The sequence below is a fragment of the Amycolatopsis sp. lyj-108 genome, assembly GCF_046549005.1.
Classification (GTDB): domain Bacteria; phylum Actinomycetota; class Actinomycetes; order Mycobacteriales; family Pseudonocardiaceae; genus Amycolatopsis.
Map to the genome: position 1 here is coordinate 82,993 of NZ_JAJPWQ010000006.1, position 17,007 is coordinate 99,999.

The 17,007-nt window shown below is 69.7% G+C and carries 13 protein-coding genes; 3 read left to right on the top strand and 10 right to left on the bottom strand.

From position 1 onward, the window contains the following. Window position 1: 1 nt before the first annotated feature. Together ACLJO0_RS22415 and ACLJO0_RS22420 are read right to left on the bottom strand one after the other, a co-directional pair. Window positions 2-769, bottom strand: a complete 768-nt coding sequence (locus ACLJO0_RS22415) for a hypothetical protein (RefSeq protein WP_410580390.1) — start codon at window positions 767-769, stop codon at window positions 2-4. Next, window positions 766-1,335: a papain-like cysteine protease family protein gene (locus ACLJO0_RS22420; RefSeq protein WP_410580708.1), complete on the bottom strand. Its 570-nt coding sequence runs from the start codon at window positions 1,333-1,335 to the stop codon at window positions 766-768. Before ACLJO0_RS22420 ends, ACLJO0_RS22415 begins: the two co-directional genes overlap by 4 nt. A 250-nt stretch (window positions 1,336-1,585) precedes the next feature. Between ACLJO0_RS22420 and ACLJO0_RS22425 the strand changes: the two genes are divergently transcribed. Continuing rightward, window positions 1,586-2,623, top strand: a complete 1,038-nt coding sequence (locus ACLJO0_RS22425; RefSeq protein ID WP_125791949.1) for a hypothetical protein — start codon at window positions 1,586-1,588, stop codon at window positions 2,621-2,623. Window positions 2,624-2,795: 172 nt separating this feature from the next. Here the strand turns inward: ACLJO0_RS22425 and ahcY are convergent, their stop codons facing one another. Further along, entirely contained in the window at window positions 2,796-4,277 is a 1,482-nt protein-coding gene (gene ahcY / locus ACLJO0_RS22430) for an adenosylhomocysteinase (protein WP_410580391.1), read from the bottom strand. Window positions 4,278-4,368: 91 nt separating this feature from the next. Between ahcY and ACLJO0_RS22435 the strand changes: the two genes are divergently transcribed. Next, the gene (locus tag ACLJO0_RS22435; RefSeq protein ID WP_410580392.1) at window positions 4,369-6,663 is read left to right on the top strand and encodes a hypothetical protein; all 2,295 of its coding nucleotides are present in this window, start codon (window positions 4,369-4,371) and stop codon (window positions 6,661-6,663) included. Between the two features lie 95 nt (window positions 6,664-6,758). On the opposite strand, the gene ACLJO0_RS22440 is transcribed toward ACLJO0_RS22435, so the two are convergent. The 3 genes from ACLJO0_RS22440 to ACLJO0_RS22450 form a co-directional block, all read right to left on the bottom strand. Continuing rightward, window positions 6,759-7,463 carry an LPXTG cell wall anchor domain-containing protein gene (locus ACLJO0_RS22440; RefSeq protein WP_410580393.1) on the bottom strand — a complete coding sequence of 235 codons (705 nt, stop codon included), beginning with the start codon at window positions 7,461-7,463 and terminating at the stop codon, window positions 6,759-6,761. Window positions 7,464-7,685: 222 nt separating this feature from the next. Continuing rightward, on the bottom strand, window positions 7,686-9,206 hold the full coding sequence (locus tag ACLJO0_RS22445) for an amino acid permease (RefSeq protein ID WP_410580394.1): 1,521 nt from the start codon (window positions 9,204-9,206) through the stop codon (window positions 7,686-7,688). A 307-nt stretch (window positions 9,207-9,513) separates the two neighbouring features. Then, complete coding sequence (locus tag ACLJO0_RS22450) at window positions 9,514-10,428, bottom strand: cation diffusion facilitator family transporter (RefSeq protein WP_410580395.1); 915 nt, start codon at window positions 10,426-10,428, stop codon at window positions 9,514-9,516. A gap of 143 nt (window positions 10,429-10,571) precedes the next feature. Between ACLJO0_RS22450 and ACLJO0_RS22455 the strand changes: the two genes are divergently transcribed. Next, window positions 10,572-13,571 carry a BTAD domain-containing putative transcriptional regulator gene (locus ACLJO0_RS22455; protein WP_410580709.1) on the top strand — a complete coding sequence of 1,000 codons (3,000 nt, stop codon included), beginning with the start codon at window positions 10,572-10,574 and terminating at the stop codon, window positions 13,569-13,571. 74 nt (window positions 13,572-13,645) lie between these two features. On the opposite strand, the gene ACLJO0_RS22460 is transcribed toward ACLJO0_RS22455, so the two are convergent. The 4 genes from ACLJO0_RS22460 to ACLJO0_RS22475 form a co-directional block, all read right to left on the bottom strand. Next, on the bottom strand, window positions 13,646-14,155 hold the full coding sequence (locus ACLJO0_RS22460) for a hypothetical protein (protein WP_410580396.1): 510 nt from the start codon (window positions 14,153-14,155) through the stop codon (window positions 13,646-13,648). Between the two features lie 210 nt (window positions 14,156-14,365). Further along, window positions 14,366-15,610 (bottom strand): mannose-6-phosphate isomerase, class I, encoded by a 1,245-nt coding sequence (manA, locus tag ACLJO0_RS22465; protein ID WP_410580710.1) that lies wholly within the window; start codon window positions 15,608-15,610, stop codon window positions 14,366-14,368. A 66-nt stretch (window positions 15,611-15,676) separates the two neighbouring features. Continuing rightward, window positions 15,677-16,768, bottom strand: a complete 1,092-nt coding sequence (locus ACLJO0_RS22470; RefSeq protein WP_410580397.1) for a hypothetical protein — start codon at window positions 16,766-16,768, stop codon at window positions 15,677-15,679. Next, entirely contained in the window at window positions 16,752-16,973 is a 222-nt protein-coding gene (locus ACLJO0_RS22475; protein WP_125673982.1) for a Trm112 family protein, read from the bottom strand. The genes ACLJO0_RS22470 and ACLJO0_RS22475 overlap by 17 nt, the downstream gene beginning before the upstream one ends. Window positions 16,974-17,007: the final 34 nt, after the last annotated feature.

Here is a 17,007-nt window from a genome sequence, read left to right on the forward strand (position 1 = left end):
GCTAGGGGACGCGCTTCTTCGAGTGCAGGAAGAAGCCGGCGACGCCGATGAGGAGCAAGCCGCCGAAGATCAGCAGCGGCACGAAGCCGGTGTCCTGCGCGTCGGGCGCGGGGCCGCCGTCGCCGCGGGGCATCACTTGGGCGTTGTAACCGCCGGCCTTGCCCTCCTGGGCGTACGGCGAGTTCGCGAGCAGGGCGCCGTAGCGGCCGGAGACCGTCTTCTGGTACTCCGCGAGGGTGACCGAAGCACCGGCCGCGGAACCGCTGGCGCCCGAGTCGAGCAGCGTCACGTGGCCGTCGCGCAGCGCGTACCAGGCGTCGACCTGGGGTTCGTGGAGCAGTGCCGCGCCGGGGGGCAGCCGCCGGGCCAGCGCGCTTTCCCGGTCACCCGAAGCGATGTTGCCGACGCGCCAGGCGCCGTCGTCGCCGCGGACCGACCAGAGGGTCGCGGTCTGCCCGTCGGACGCCGTCACCGGGACCGCGACGTAGGCGAGCCGTCCGGCGACCGCGCCGTCTCCGGCGACGAAGTCCCTCGAAAGCTCGTAAACCGGGAAAGAATCGTCGGAGACGCTGACTGACGGCGTTTGACTCGAACCACTCGTCTGGGTGAGGAAGCGACCGATTTCGGCACGCAGCGTGGGGTCGTCCGCAGCCGCCTTCGCGGCCGCGAGATCTTCACTGGACAGGTGATCCGCGCGCGCTCCGGGCGCCGAGATCAGCAACGCGACCGCGACCAGCCCGGCGAGCCCGAGGAAACGCCGCGCGCTCATCGCCGGATCCCGGAGAGCGTGTGGGTCCAGGTGAAGGACTTGTTACCGGCGTAGAAGTCGTAGGTCGACCGGTTGTGGCGGCTCCCGGTGGGCAGTGGATCCCCCCACGAGACCCACTTCCGGCCGGCGTCGGCGCCGTAGAGCACGTGCATGTGACCGCCGCCCGCGGCCCAGCCGACCCGCGTCTGTACCGGCTTGCCCGCGCCGGTCTGCGCATGGACGGCGGCGAAGGGGACGCGGCCCTTGACGTAGTTCCCCGGGGCGGAGAAGCCGAGCTTGCCGAAGGCGCGCCGGACGTCGCCCAGCGTTCCCGGCTTGTCGGCGCACTCCCGGCGTCGCTCGTCGTGGGCGATCCGGCAGAATTCGTTCTGGGTGAGGGCCACACCGTGGTGTGCCGCGATGGTGTTGCCGGAAGCCACCCAGCACCACTGGGACTTCTCCTGCACCTGCATGGCGATGGGGTGCCGGCCGGCAGCCGGCGAGGGCAGCGCGCTCGCCGGGGTCTGGATCGCCAGCCACGCCGCCAGACTCGCGGCGCCGGCGGCGCAAACCCTGCTCGAGAACACAGGCACGACGGGCCTCCTGGTCACCATGGCGAACCAATGTGGTCACAACGGTGAACAGAAGGTTCACGCAGAGCAAGATGGGCACTCGGCGGAACGGACCGTTCCGGGGCGTTTCCACACCCCGGAACGGTCACTCTTCCGGGGTCAACCACCCCGAACGGGGGACGTAGTGTTCACAGTGCGCTGCTAACGTGAACGTTCCGCGGTGTTCACGCTCAGCGCACACACTGGTCTGGTGAAGGGACGAGCGGTGACACGAGACGGTGTCGATGCGTTCTCGGCGGGAGAGCATGCCTCGACCAGGGCCGACACCCCGACGATCATCGACGGCACGCGCCGTCAATCGCTCGAAGCCCTGCCCAAGGAGCTCGTCGAGGCCCTCCGCAGCGGCGAGTTCCACCACGCCCTGCGGCAGGCGATCGCCTACCGGGGGCTGTCCCTCGCCCGGCTCCGGGCCCACCTCGGGCTCCGCGGTGTCCAAATCGGACAGTCGACGTTGAGCTACTGGCAGCGCGGATTGCGCCAGCCGGAGGTACCCAAGGCGCTCCCGGCCGTGCGTGCGCTGGAATCGGTGCTGCAACTACCCCCGGACGCGCTCGTCGTATTGATCGGGCCACGGACCACGCGGGCACGCGGGCATCAGATGGCCGCGTCCTTCCACGACATCCGGTCCGGCGACATGGGCTCGATCGTCGACCAGCTGCTGGCCGAACTGGGCGCGTACCCGTCGTCCAACCGCTACAACGCCGACCTCGAGATGCTCGCGGTGCACGACACGATCACCTTCGACGCCGCGCACCGGCAGGTCGGCCTCCAGACGCGGCTGGTGTGCCGGGCACGGCGGCACGGCCCTGACCGGTACGTCACCGTCTACAACGGCGACCCCGGCTGCAACATCGGCGACGTCGAGCTGATCACCGCCGAGGGCTGCCGCGTCGGCCGGATCCGGCGCAACGCCGAGGCCGAGACGATGGCCACCGAACTGCTCTTCGACCGGAAGCTCGCCGAGGGCGAGATCCACGTGTTCTGCTTCGAGGTCCGCGACGATTCCGGCACCGCGTCGCCCGGCTACTTCCGGATGCTGCGGGACCAGTGCTCGAGCTATCTGGTGCAGCTCAAGTTCGCGCTCGGCGCGCTGCCCGCCCGCTGCACGCGGCAGTTCCGGACCCGCGACGACGCCGTGCCCGTCGAGTCCGAAGAGCTGCCGCTCGACATGGGCGGTGTGACCAGTGGTTTCTTCAGCGACGCCGGGCCGGGGCTGGCCGGCATCGAGGTCGAGTGGCGCTAGCGCGTGCCATGAAAGGTCCTTTCCTTGCAAATTTTGCAAGGAAAGGACCTTTCATTGCAGCGCTCGGTACCGGTAGTGGTCGTGAGCGAGCCGGTCGCCTGCGCCGCACGACGCGAAGGGGACTTTCCGCGCGCACGATGCGGGGAAAGCTCCCTTCACGGACCCGCGGCCGTCAGTACCGGTAGTGGTCGGTCTTGAACGGGCCTTCGACGTCCACGTCGATGTACTCCGCCTGCTCCTTGGTCAGCTTCGTGAGCTCACCGCCGAGCGCGTCGAGGTGGATCTTCGCGACCTTCTCGTCGAGCTTCTTGGGGAGGCGGAAGACCTCCTTGTCGTACTCCTCGTACTTGGTGAACAGCTCGATCTGCGCGATCACCTGGTTGGAGAAGCTGTTCGACATCACGAACGACGGGTGCCCGGTCGCGTTGCCCAGGTTCAGCAGGCGACCCTCGGACAGCACCAGGATGCTCTTGCCATCAGGGAAGACCCACTCGTCGACCTGCGGCTTGATGTTGATCCGCCGGATGCCCGGGTAGCGCTGGAGGCCCGCCATGTCGAGCTCGTTGTCGAAGTGGCCGATGTTGCCCAGGATCGCCTGGTGCTTCATCCGCGCCATGTGCTCGACGAGCACGACGTCCTTGTTGCCGGTGGTCGTGATGATGATGTCGGCCTCGCCGAGGACGTTCTCCAGCTTCTTGACCTGGTAGCCGTCCATCGCCGCCTGCAGCGCGCAGATCGGGTCGATCTCGGTGATGATCACCCGCGCGCCCTGGCCGCGCAGCGATTCCGCGGCGCCCTTGCCGACGTCGCCGTAACCGCAGACGACCGCGACCTTGCCGCCGATGAGGACGTCGGTGCCGCGGTTGATGCCGTCGATCAGCGAATGCCGGATGCCGTAGCGGTTGTCGAACTTCGACTTGGTCACCGCGTCGTTCACGTTGATCGCCGGGAACAGCAGTTCACCGGCCGCGGCGAGCTGGTAGAGCCGCAGCACACCGGTGGTGGTCTCCTCGGTGACGCCGCGGATGCCTTCGCCGATCTTGGTCCACTTGCCGGTGTCGGCGGCGACCGAAGCACTCAGCAGCTGCAGGAACACGCGGAACTCGTCCGAGGTGTTCTCGTCCGGCGCGGGGACGACGCCTGCCTTCTCGAACTCGGTTCCCTTGTGCACCAGCATGGTGGCGTCGCCGCCGTCGTCGAGGATCATGTTCGGGCCGATCTCACCGCTGTCGTCCCAGGTGAGCATCCGCTCGGTGCACCACCAGTACTCCTCCAGCGACTCGCCCTTCCAGGCGAACACCGGAACGCCCTTGGGCTCCTCGGGCGTGCCGTGCGGGCCGACGACGATCGCCGCGGCCGCGTGGTCCTGGGTCGAGAAGATGTTGCAGGAGGCCCAGCGCACCTCGGCACCCAGCGCGACGAGGGTTTCGATCAGGACCGCGGTCTGTACCGTCATGTGCAGCGAGCCCGAAACCCGGGCTCCCCGCAAGGGATACACCTCGGCGTATTCGCGGCGCAACGCCATCAGGCCCGGCATCTCGTGTTCGGCGAGGCGGATCTCCTTGCGGCCGAACTCGGCGGCCTCGAGATCGGCGACGGCGAACTCGATGCCGTTGCGGGTGTCGTGCCGCTTGGCAACGCTTTCGGGGGTCATATGCGCGCTTCCTCCAAGGTTGGATGACATCGGAACAGTACCGTTGTCGGCTCAGTCCCCACTGAACGGTTTGGAGGCCTTCACCGTGGTCATGCCGGGTCCCGATACCCGCGTCGTCGAAATACGCGTACCCGGGCTAGTGGGCACGAGCGGTGAAAGCCTGCTGGATTCGACGTCTGTCGTCGACGTCGCGGGCGACGGCATCGGCAGGCTGATCCGGCCGTCGGACCGGCTGCGCCGTCCCGCTCCCGGGCCGGTGCTGCCCGCGCTCGGCCGTTCGATCCCGCGCATCCTCGAAGGCTACCTGTGGAGCGGGATGACCTCTGGCGGCGCGGCGAAGGCGACGTGGGCGCTGCTGTTCCCGTTCTCGCTGGCGAACGTCGCGCATTGGATGCTGCCGCCGGTCCCGGAGGGCAAGCGGTCCGCGGCACTGCTCGGCGCGGTTTGCCGAGGACTGTTGCGGGTGGCTTCGCTGCTGCTGACGATGTTGCTGATCAGCCAGCTCGCGGTGGTCTCGCTCGACCTGTTCGCCGCGCAATGCCTCGCCCCGGGTTCGTCCTGCCTCGAAGGGGCGCCGTCGTTCCTGCGGGACTTCGCGCCGCTGCGGACCGCGATCGGGGTGGTCCCGCTGCTGGTGCTGATCTTCGTGCTCGACCGGATCCCGTCGTCGGACTGGCGGTCACGGAACAAGCGGCATCGCGCCCACAGTTCGAGTCCGCTGCAACCGCAGGACCTGCCGCGGACGCCGGGCCTGCGCACGCTGCACACCGTCGCCGCCTTGACCTGTGTCGCGCTTCCGTTGCTCGGCGGGCCGTTCCGGCTGCCGACGGTGACGTTCGACCTGATCGTCTGGATCTGCGCGCTGGCGCTCGTCCTCGCCGCGCTGGTGGCCTCGACGGTCGGGTTCTCCGCCGGACCGGTGATCCGGGGCGGGGTGATCGCGGTCGCCGTCGTCCTGGTCGGGATCGCCGTCGTACGCCGGACGCCGTTGCCCGCGGGTCTGCCGGGCGGCGGGCTCGGCGGAGCGGACGGGACGGTCGAGGCGCTTGGCGCGGCCATGGTCGCGGTGACCTTGCTGTTCGCGCTGGTGCTCGCCCCGGCGGCGCTGCTCGGCCGGTCGGCCTGGAAACATCTGCCGCACCGGCTGCGGCCTTGGCTCGGTGGCTGGGCGGCGGCGCCGGTGGTCGCGCTGGCAGGCCTGCTCGGCGGCGGTTTCGGCGCCGGGCTCGCGGTCGCGCTGCGGCAACTGGTCGGCGCGACCGATCTCCGGCTGCCCGACACCTACTCCCTGGTGACGGTGCTGTGGGGCGCCGGGCTCGCGCTCGCCGTCGTGCTCGGCGTGCTGGGCTTCGCGGTGGCCGTCCCGCTGCGCCGGCTACGCCGCGGCATCCCGAAGATCGTCGCGCTGATGGAGATCGACAAGGCGCAGGAAGAGGAAGCCGCGACGGCGTGGGCCCGCGCTTCGTGGGAACGCAAGCATCTGCACCATCTCGCGCTCACCGTCGCGCTGGCGATGGCGGCGGGCGGCGGCGCGCTCCTGGTGCTGCGCTTCGGTTTCGGCCCGCTGCCCGACTGGTTCAAGCCGATTTCGGCGATCGGCGTGTTCGCGCTGGGCGCGATGGCGGCCGGGCTGTTGCGCGTCGTGTTCGCCGCCGCGACCACCCCCAAGCGCAGCCGTCACCTCGGCGCGCTGGCGGATCTCGTGTGCTTCTGGCCGCGTGCCGCCCATCCGACCGTGCCGCCGAGTTACGCGCTCAGAGTCGTCCCGGAACTCGCGGACCGGGTCAAGGAGCATCTGGCCGAGCCGGGCACGCGTGTCGTGCTGTCCGGATACAACCTCGGCAGCCTGCTGACCGTGCTCGCCGCGGCGCGGGTGATCGCCGATCTGCCGCCGGAGGACCGCGACCGCGTCGGACTGCTGACCGCGGGCTCACCCCTGCAATGGGGTTATCAGCGCGCTTTCCCCGCGATGCTGCCACAGGAGCAGCTCGCCGGGTTGTACGAGGATCTCGACGGCCGCTGGCGGGCACTGTGCCGCGGCACCGACATCTTCGGCGGCGGCGTCACGACGTGGCGGCATCGCGTGGTGTCCGGGAAACTGCTGGGCGACGGCTACCTGCCTGGCGGCGGGACGGGGCCACTGGCCGCCGAGGCCGACGAGCAGGGCGTCCTGGTGCTCGGCGGCGACCACTGGCTGCCCGACCCGATGCGCGGGCCGACCGGACGGCATCGCTGGGCGCCCGGCGTCCTCAAGCACACGGATTACGTCGTCGACGCCGAATGGGACAACGCCGTCGCGATGGCCGCCGGTCTCGGCCGCCCCCGCCCCACGAACCCTTGGGGCGAGCAGGGATCGCTGTTCGGGGACTTCCCGCAAATGCGCTGACGCGGGAGCTGAAGGGGACTTTCCCCGCATCAGACGCATCGAAGGGCCCCTTCACCGCATCGCATGCGGTGAAGGGGCCCTTCAGCTAGCTAGTTTCAGTCGGCCTTGCGACGCACGCGCAGCAGAACCAGGACGCCGGCACCGGCCAGCACCAGCAGGCCACCGGCCCACAGCAGCCAGGCGTTGTCGAAACCGGTGTCCGCGAGGCCGCCACCGTTGCCGCCGTTGCCGTCGACCGCGGGGGCCGGAGCGGTGGTGCTGGTCGGGGCTTCGGACGTCTGGGTCGGCTTGTCCGTGGTGGTCGGCGCCGAAGTCGGCGGCTTGGCCGTCGAGGTCTTCGTCGGCTCGGTCGGCTTCGGCTGCTCGGTCGGCGGCGTCTTCTTCTCGCCGCAGACGAACCAGTGGCTGATCTGCGCCTGCTGGTCGCCCTTGTTCAGCGGCGAACGCAGCTGCGTCCACGGCGGGTTCTCGGGCAGCCCCTTCTCCCCGGGAACGTAGACGTTGTAGCCGTGGCCGCCCTTGACCACGATCGCCGTGACGGTGACACCCTTGGCGACCTCGGTGATGTTGAGGTGGATGTCCTTCTGCGTGCCGCCGGTGAAGGTCAGGTCCGAAGTGGGCAGGACCTTGCCGGGCAGCTTGGCACCCTCGCAGGTGGTGGCGTTCTCAGCCACGACCTGGGTGGCGCGGTCGTCGCTGCGGGTCGCGAGGGCGGTGCCCGCGGTGCCCAGCAGGGCTGCGGTGGCGAAGGCGACGACGGTGACGGCGGAGCGGACGCGCCGTCTGGACTTGATCTGCATTCAGAGCTCTCCTGTACCGATCGGGGGACAAACGAGCAAAGCGTGGCGCCTCTTTGGAGGGATGAAGGTCGACTCGCGGTAGGTCTGCACGAGTCCCGTTCACCCGTCAGGGGGAAGCAGAGACCGGACGCTATCGCACACCGATTTCACACCGAAACCGGGGCCCCCGACAAAACGGCCCACCATCCACAAAGGAATGGTGGGCCGTCGAAACGAGAAAGATCAGTCCGGAACGGACGTCGGGACCTCGTCCTTGTTCTGCTTGCCGAGCAGCGAGTTGCGACGGCTGTAGGCGAAGTAGATGACGACGCCCAGCGCCATCCAGGCCAGGAACCGCAGCCACGTGAGCACGGTCAGGTTCAGCATCAGCCAGAGACAGGCGACGATCGCCAGGATCGGGATCAGCGGAACCAACGGCACCCGGAAGGCGCGGGGCAGATCGGGCCGGGTCTTGCGCAGCACCAGCACGCCCGCGGAGACCAGAACGAAAGCGAACAGCGTCCCGACGTTGACCATTTCCTCGAGTTTGTCCGCCGGGAAGAACGTCGCCGCGACCGCGACCAGCCCGCCGACGACGATGGTCGCCCGCTTCGGCGTGCCGTTCTCCCCGGTCTTCGCGAGGCTGCGCGGCATCAGGCCGTCACGCGACATCGCGAAGATGATCCGGATCTGGCCGAGCATCAGCACCATGACGACGGTCGTCAGACCGGCGAGGGCGCCGACGGAGATGATGTTGGCCGCCCAGTCGACGCCGTTGACCGCGAACGCGGACGCGAGCGTCTTCTTGCCGCCGTCACCCGCCGAGGTGGCGAGTTCCTTGTAGTTCACCATGCCGACGACCACGAGCGACACGGCGACGTACAGCACCGTGACGATGGCGAGCGAGCCGAAAATGCCGCGGGGCACGGCCTTCTGCGGGTTTCGGGTCTCCTCGGCGGTGGTCGCGACGATGTCGAACCCGATGAACGCGAAGAACACCAGCGACGCCGCGGCCAGCAGGCCGAAGACGCCGAACGAACTGCTGCCGCCACCGGCGAACAGCGAGAACAGCGACTGGTCGACCCCGGTGGACGCCGACTCCGCGGCGGACTGGGCCTCCGGGATGAACGGGGTGTAGTTCGAACCCTTGATGTAGAAGATGCCGAGCACGATCACGAACAGCACCACCGCGACCTTGATCGCGGTGATCACCATGGAGAAGCGCGAAGACAGCTTCGTGCCGACGGCGAGCAGCGTGGCCAGTACGAGCACCACGAGCAGGGCGCCCCAGTCGACCGGGATCGGGCCGAGCTCGAACGTCGTCTTCGTGCCCTTGCCGAAGATGTAGGAGAGCACGGTTTCGAGGTAGGCGGACCAGCCCTTCGACACCGCGGCCGCGCCGACGGCGAGCTCCAGGATGAGGTCCCAGCCGATGATCCACGCCATGAACTCGCCGAACGTGGCGTAGGAGAACGTGTACGCGCTCCCGGCCACCGGGACGGTCGACGCGAATTCCGCGTAACAGAGGGCGGCCAGCGCGCAGGCGATGGCCGCGAACACGAACGCGAGCGAGACCGACGGCCCCGCGAAGTCACCGGCCGTGCGCGCGGTGAGGGTGAAGATCCCGGCACCGATGACGACGGCGACACCGAAGACGGTGAGATCCCACGCGCTCAGGTTCCGCCGGAGCTTCGTCCCCGGCTCGTCGGTGTCCGCGATGGACTGCTCGATGGTTTTCGTACGCCACAGACCGTTTCCGGGCACCCTTGACCTCCTACACCTGACTGCGGTTCAAGGGACCCTATCGCCCGGCGGTGACGGCAGCGCGGTGGGAGAGCAACGAAGTACCCGGAGGTCGCGGCGGTAATCGGCGGTGTACGGACAGTTGCTCAGGACGGCACACGCGTGGCTGGAGCCGGATCACGCGAGTTCCGTCTCCAATCACGCGAGTTCCGTCTCCCAGTCACGCGAGTTCCGTCTCCCGATGCTAGGAAAGGTCCTTTCCTAGCAAATTTTGCAAGGAAAGGACCTTTCATGGCACGCGAAGCGCGCGAAAGCGACAGTGCGAGCCTCAGGCCAGCGCGCGATCCAAGTCCGGCTCCAGGTAGATCAGCTTCGCCGTCGGCACCTTCGCGCGAACACGCGCTTCGGCGTCGTCGATGGCCTGCGCGATGTCGGCGGTGTCCAGCCCGGGTACCAGCGCGAGCTTCGCGGCCACCAGCATCTCGTCCGGGCCGATGTACAGCGTGCGGATGTGGATGACCCGCTCGACCTTGCCGGCGGCGAGTTCGTCGACGATCGCGTCGAGGTCGGTCTCGGAGGCGCCTTCGCCGATCAGCAGGCTCTTCATCTCGATGATCAGGATGATCGCGATGATCCCGAGCAGCACGCCGATCGTGACGGTGCCGATGCCGTCCCACACCGGGTTCCCGGTGACGACCGAGAGGCCGACACCGGCGAGCGCGAACACCAGGCCGAACAGCGCGCCCGCGTCCTCCAGCAGGACCACCGGCAGCTCGGGCGTCTTGGCCTGGCGGATGAACGCCCACCAGCCCGCGTCGCCCTTGATCTTCTTGGACTCCTGGATCGCGGTGTAGAAGGAGTAGCACTCCAGCCCGATCGCCACCACGAGGATGCCGACGGCCACCAGCGGCGAGGTCAGCCCTTCGGGGTGCGAGATCTTGTGGATGCCCTCGTACAGCGCGAACACCGAGCCGAGGCTGAAGAGCATCAGCGCGACGATGAACGAGTAGAAGTACCGGTCCCGCCCGAAGCCGAACGGGTGGGTGCGCGTCGCCTTGCGCTGTGAGGTCTTCTGTCCCAGCAGCAGGAGGCCCTGGTTCGAGGTGTCCGCGAGCGAGTGCACGGACTCGGCGAGCATCGAGGACGATCCCGTGATGAGGAAGCCGGTGAATTTCGCGATCGCGATTCCGGCGTTCGCCACTAGCGCGGCGATGATCGCCTTGGTTCCGCCACCTGCAGACACGTGCAACTCCCCGGATGGTGTCCCGATATGCCGGGTTCGAAGGCTAGCAGTGCAGATGAGCCCGTACGCGCCGGGCGGGACAGGTCACAGAATTGTCGGGCCCCCTCGCTAGTGTCGCCCCTCTCATGACCTGGGAGGTGCCCGTGCCGCGTTTCGGCGTGCTCGGACCGTTGACGATCGAGAGCCCATCCGGGCGGCGGACGACGCCGCGCGGCGATCATCAGCGTGCCCTGCTGGCCGTCCTGCTGCTGAACGCGAACTCGCCCGTCCCGGTCGACGCCCTGGTCGAGACCCTCTGGCCGGAGACGCCGCCGAAGTCGTACTCCTCGAATCTGCACACGTACATCTCCCGTCTGCGGGCCCGTTTCGAGGGGCTGGAGATCGAGCGGGATCCACACGGCTACCGGCTGGTGGTCGAGCCCGGCGACCTCGATCTGCTGTCCTTCCGCGAAGCCGCCGCAGCCGGGAAGGCGGCGGCGCGGGCGGGCGATCCGGCGACGGCCGCCGGGCACTACCGCCGGGCGCTGGCGGAATGGCGCGGGCCGGTCCTGTCCGGGCTGCACATCCCCCGGCTCGACGCGGACGTCGCCCGGCTCGAGTCGGAGCGGCTCGCCGCCTTCGAAGACTGTGTCGACGCCGAACTGTCCGACGGCAGGCACGGCGAGCTCACCGGCGAACTCCAGGCGATGATCACCGAACATCCCCTGCGCGAGCGGCTGGCCGCGCAGCTGATGATCGCGTTGCACCGTGCCGGGCGGCAGGCCGATTCACTGGCCGTCCACCGCGATCTGCGTGCCACCCTCGTCGAGGAGCTCGGCGTGGAGCCCGGCGCCGAGGTCCGCCGCGTGCACGCCGCCGTGTTGCGCGGTGAGGATCCGGTGCCCTCGGCCAAGCCGGCGCCGGTCTTCCCGATCTGCCAGCTGCCGCCGGACATCGCGGACCTGGCTGGCCGCGAGGACGAGATCGCGAAACTTTCCGGGCTGCTCGGCGACGGCGCGGGGGTCCCCGTCGCGGTGATCACCGGCCAGCCCGGCGCGGGCAAGTCCACCCTCGCGGTCAGCACCGCGCACAGGCTCCGCCGGTCCTTCCCGGACGGGCAGCTGTTCGTCCCGCTGGCCGGCGCCTCCAGCCCTCGCGACCTGGCCACCGTCCTCGGCGACCTGTTGCGCGCGCTGGGCGTCACCGGCCCGGCCATCCCGGACGACGTCGACGCCAGGGCGGCGGTGTACCGCGGCCGCCTCGCCGATCGGCGGGTCCTCGTGGTGCTCGACGACGCCGCGAGTCCCGATCAGGTCCGCGCACTGCTGCCGGGAACGCCGGGCAGCGCCGTCCTGATCACCAGCAGGCGGCGGCTTTCCGGGCTCGCCGGGGCGGATCGCCTCCACCTCGCACCGCTGTCCGGCGCCGAGGCGATGGCCCTGCTGGCACGGCTGGCCGGGCCGGACCGCGTGGGCGCCGAAGCCGCGGACGCGGAGCGCATCGCCAAGGCCTGCGGCAATCTCCCGCTGGCGCTGCGGATCGCCGGCAGCAGGCTCGCGATGCGGCCGGGGCTGCCGCTCGGGAAGCTCGCCGGGAAGCTGGAGGACGAGGTCTCGCGCCTCGACGAGCTCCAGGTCAGCGACCTCCAGGTGCGCGGCAGCATCGCGTTGAGCTATCAGGCGCTGAGCCCGGCGGCGCGCCGCGCGTTCCGGTTGATCGGCCGCTGCCGCACCCTCGACCTGCCCGCGTGGGCGGTGTCGGCCCTGATCGATGATGAAGGCTCGGACGAGGCCATCGACGAACTCGTCGAGGCCAGCCTGCTCGAAGCCACCGGTCTCGATCCGACGGGTGAGCAGCGGTTCCGCGTGCACGACCTGGTGCGGGTGTTCGCCACGGAACTCGGCAGGGAACTGGCGACCCGCGCCGAGCGGGTGGCCACCGTCGCGAAGGTGTCGGACGCGGCGTTGTGCCTCGCTGACACGGCGGCCCGCCGCCTGCCGAGGACGGTGCCGATGCCGTTGTCGGATCACGACGTCCCCGTGCAACCCCTGGCGGGCGAACTGGTCGAGCGGCTCCTGCGTGATCCCGGCACCTGGTTCTCGGTGGAGCGGGCCAACCTGGTCGCCGCCGTCTCGTCGCTGTGCGCCGTCGGCTGGCGGCGAAAAGCGTTGCGAATACTGGAAAGACTGAGCGCGTACCTGTACTTGCACAGCCACTACACCGATATGCGGACGGCGTACGAGACGTTGCGCGACGCCGCCCGCGAGGCGGACGACCGGCACATCGTGGTCATCGCCGAGGCGAATTTGGCGGTGTTGCTCCATGTTCGCGGCGAGTACGAACGCGCCGTCGAGGGTTACCGCGAATGTTCGAAGGAATTGGCGGAGCTGGGCGATCTGGCCACGCAGGCGTGGGTGGAGACCAATCTGGCGCACAGCCTGGTCGGGCTCGGCCGCGCCGGGGAATCGCTGCACGCCGCGACCCAGGCCCGCGAACTGTCCACTGTGGAGGATTCCGGAACCCACGCGAGGCGGGCGGAATCCGCCGCGCTGCACAGACTGGGCAAGATCTCCGAGGCGTTGGAGATCGATCGCCGGATTCTCTCCCAGGCACGCGAAAGCGGTGACGAGCGCCAGCTCGGTGTTGCCCTGCAAGGACTTTCGTGGTCGCTGATGCTCGACGGGCGCCCGGAGGAGGCCTTGGAGACGATCGAGGAATCGGTCCGGGTCCTGCGGCGGACGACGGCGAAATCGGCACTGGCGAAGTCGTTGCGCACCCAGGGCGCGATCCTCGCGGGCGCCGGACGGCGTGACGGCGCGGTGAAGGCCTACGAGAACGCGCGGCGGCTGGCCGGAGCGCTCGAAGAACGGCCGAGGGAGCTTTCCTGCACGCGGGCGATCGCCGCGAGCTGGATCGGCGACGGCCGGGCCGATCGCGCGATCCCCGTGCTGCGCCGCTGTCTCGACGAATTCCGTGCCATGGGCGGGAAACCCGCGACCGGCCTCACCCTGCACGTGCTGCGCAGGGCGTACGAGGCCGTCGGGGAAACAAAAGCGGCCGAGGCGGCGGGCGAAGAGGCGAAGCGATTGGAAGTCCCCCACGACGCCAACGCTTCGACCCTCGTCCGGTTGCTGTTGTCGCTCACCGAACCCGCCCCGGCCTGACCGAGCGGTGCCCGACCCCTCAGACGGGCACCACCCGGAAATCACCATCAGTCCAGCTCACCATCAGTTCGGATTCACAGAGCGGCGAGCCGTGGTTCACGCCGTCCGGCGGAGAACCAGGCCAGCGCGATCACCAGCACCCCGTTGGCCGCGGCGTCCCACACCGGCGCCGAGGCGGGCCCGAGTCGCGCGACCGCGAACACGTTGATCAGTCCGGCGACGGTCAGCATCACGCGGACGGGCTGGGTGCCCGTCACCACCAGCGCGGCGGTGAGCAGGACCTGCGCGCCGAGCGAGACGAGCACGACCAGCGGGAGGTTCAGCCTGCTCTCCGCGCCGGCGGCGAGGCCGTGCAGGCCGGAGCCCGCGGCTTTGATCGACTCGATCGTGTCGCCGGCGAATCCCGCCAGCGCCTGCGCCGAACCGGCCAGGTCCTGGCCGCTCGGCAAGGGAAGCACCAGGTCGACGACCGGGACGAGCGCGGTCACGACGGCGAGTCCGAGCGCGGCGAGCAGAGCGGTGGGGCGCGCGGAGACCGGCACCCGGTAAGCGCGTCCGCTCGCCGCGTCGGGATGGGAAGTCACTACTGCTGCTCCTTGGCTATCGACATCCGGGACGAGCCGACGCCAAGCGCCGGGTCACCCCTTCGGGCGATAGTCGCGGAAGCCGCCACACGGAACGCACACAGTTTGACCAAGCGACTCCGCAACCAAGAGACCGCAATTCGGCACCTGGTTGCGGTCCTTGCGCGTGCAAGGACCGCAACCAGGTGCCGAATTGCGGGGGTCGAGGGGCTAGCAGGTACCGGCGGTGGCGCGGAACACCTGGGTGCGCTCAGCGGAAAGCGGCCGCACGCGGACGGCGGGGTCGGCGGCCGGGAGCCAGACCGACTGGCCGCGACGGAGCTCGACCTGTTCGCCGTCGTCGGCCGTGACCTGCAGGCCACCGGCGGTGCACAGCAGGATCTGCGGGCCGACGTCGTGGACGGCGACCTCGCCGCCGTCCCCGGCCTCCCATTCGATCCGCGACAGCTCGAACTCGGGCGCGTCGGTGCGGTACACCGACAGGCGCCGGTCCGAGAGCCCATCGGCACTGCCGCGCTCGCCGCTCTGAACCGGCATCTCGCCGCACGCGAAGTCGACGACGCGGAGCAGCTCCGGCACGTCGACGTGCTTGGGGGTCAGTCCGCAGCGCAGGATGTTGTCCGAGTTCGCCAGGATCTCGACCGCGGTGCCATGGAGGTACAGGTGCAGATTGCCGGCGGGCAGGTAGATCGCCTCGCCCGCGCTGAGGGTGAGCCGGTTGAGCAGCAGCGCCGCGAGCACGCCCGCGTCCCGCGGATGCGCTTCGCCGAGTTCGAGGATGGTCCGGCATTCGACGTCGAACTCGCCGCGTCCCTGGACGTGTTTCACACACGAATCGAGGACCTCGGGCAGCAGTTCGTCGAGCGCGGCCTGCGGCAGCGTGATCCAGGTGGTGAACAGCGCGCGCAGCCCGGCCGGATCCGGCTGGGCCTCCAGCAGCACCGCGTACTTCGCCAGCCCGGGCGTTTCGATCGCCTTCAGCAGCGACATCGTGCGTTCCGGATCACGGAAGCCCGCCAGCGCGTGGAATTCGGTCAGCGCGCAGACGAGTTCCGGTTTCGCCGTCGGATCCGGGTAGTTGCGGTTCGAGGCGTCGCGCGGAATCCCCGCTGACTCCTCGCGCGCGTACCCCTCCGCCGCCTGCGCGGCCGACGGGTGCGCCTGCATCGAAAGCGGCTCTTCCGCGGCGAGGATCTTCAGCAGGAACGGCAGCCTGCCGCCCCAGCGGTTGGCGCAGCTCGTGCCGAGCTGGCCGACCGGATCGGCTTCGACGAGTTCCAGCAGGCTCCGCTCGGTGCCGTCCGGGCCGATGACGTGGGACGGGTCACCGGGGTGGGCGCCCATCCACAGCTCCGCCTCCGGATGCGGCGCCGGCACCGGACGCCCCAGCAGCTCGGGGATCGTCGTTCTCGATCCCCACGCGTAGGGCCGCACGGCATTGCGCAGCAGCTCCACTGTCACCTCAACTCCTCGCCGGGCACGGGTGGTGCCGGCCCTCATTGCTTACGTCGCGCTCGGGACTCACGCCGTTGCGGGCGTGTACCTCCCGGCGCCGCCGATGCTGCCGACGGCCAGCCCCAGATAGACCGCGGCCAGCTCGAAACGCAGCGCGAGAACGGCCGCACGCACGATCTCGTCCGTTTCGATCTCTTCGGCCGGGGCGATCACATCCGCACCGGGCAGCAGGTCTTCCGCCTCATAACGGGCCGCGTCCGCGGCCGGTCCCGTCCGAACCGAGAGGAGCAACACCCTCGGCGCCGAACCGTTCCCCTCCTCCGGGTCCGCGAAGATATCGCGATCCCGGCCGCCGGACAACGCCGCCCGTCGCAAGGCGGGCCTGGCCAGCGCCTGGCGGTAGTCCTCCGCGTCACAGACGACGGCGGCGTGCGCGGCGAACGCGTGGGCCGCGTACTCGCCGACGGCGACGGCGACCGGGTCCAGCCCCCACAGCAGCGGCTGCCTATCGGCCATCTTCAGCGCCATCGCCTTGGCCGGGTTCGCGAACGAATCCCTGGACAGGTAGTCCTTTTCGGCTTCCGCGTCGAGGTGGTCGGCGAGCTGTTCCAGGTCGGCCACGAGCAGGCCGAGCGCGTTCGCGGTGAGCAGGGCGGCCGCGAGACCGCGCGGGAAGGCCATCTCCGGCGGAACCGGGATCCTCGGCGCGAGCAGCAACCCCTTGCCCGCGACGGCGGCGGCCACCGGGCCTTCCGCAGGCGCTGACAGCACGACCGTCGCCCCGAACCGGGCGGCACGTTCCAGTGACGCGGCCAGCTCGCGGTCACCGGCGTCGTCGGTGTGCGCGAAGACGACGTCGAGCGCGCCGATCCAGTTCGGCACCACCTCGGCGACGACCACCGGCACCGGGCACGACGGGGCGAGGAGCGCGGCGATCATCCGGGTCAGCGTCCGGCTGACGCCCGGCCGGTCGATCAGCACGAACGAGCGCGGGCGGCCGACGTCCAGCCGGTCGCTCAGCTCGAGTTCGGCCGCGGCTTCGGCTGTCGCCCGGACCTGGGCGCCTGCCATCGCGGCGGCACGGAGAAGCCCCGCGGTGTCGGCCTCGGCCAGCCTCGCGGGATCGTCGAGCAGGGAATCGTCAGGGACCGTCGGCATGATCGCCATCCGGGGTCGTCGGCTCGGTGGCTTCGTCCAGCAACAGTACCGGGATTCCATCACGGACCGGATACACCCGACCGCACTCGGTGCAGGTCAGCGCGTCGGCCTCCGGGTCGGCCGTCGTCCCCGGCCGCAGCGGCGCGTGATCAGGGGACGGGCAGGCCAGGATCTCCAGCAACTGTGCGTCGAACGTGACGGCCATGGTTACTCCCTACCTGTGGGACGTCTCGATGTGT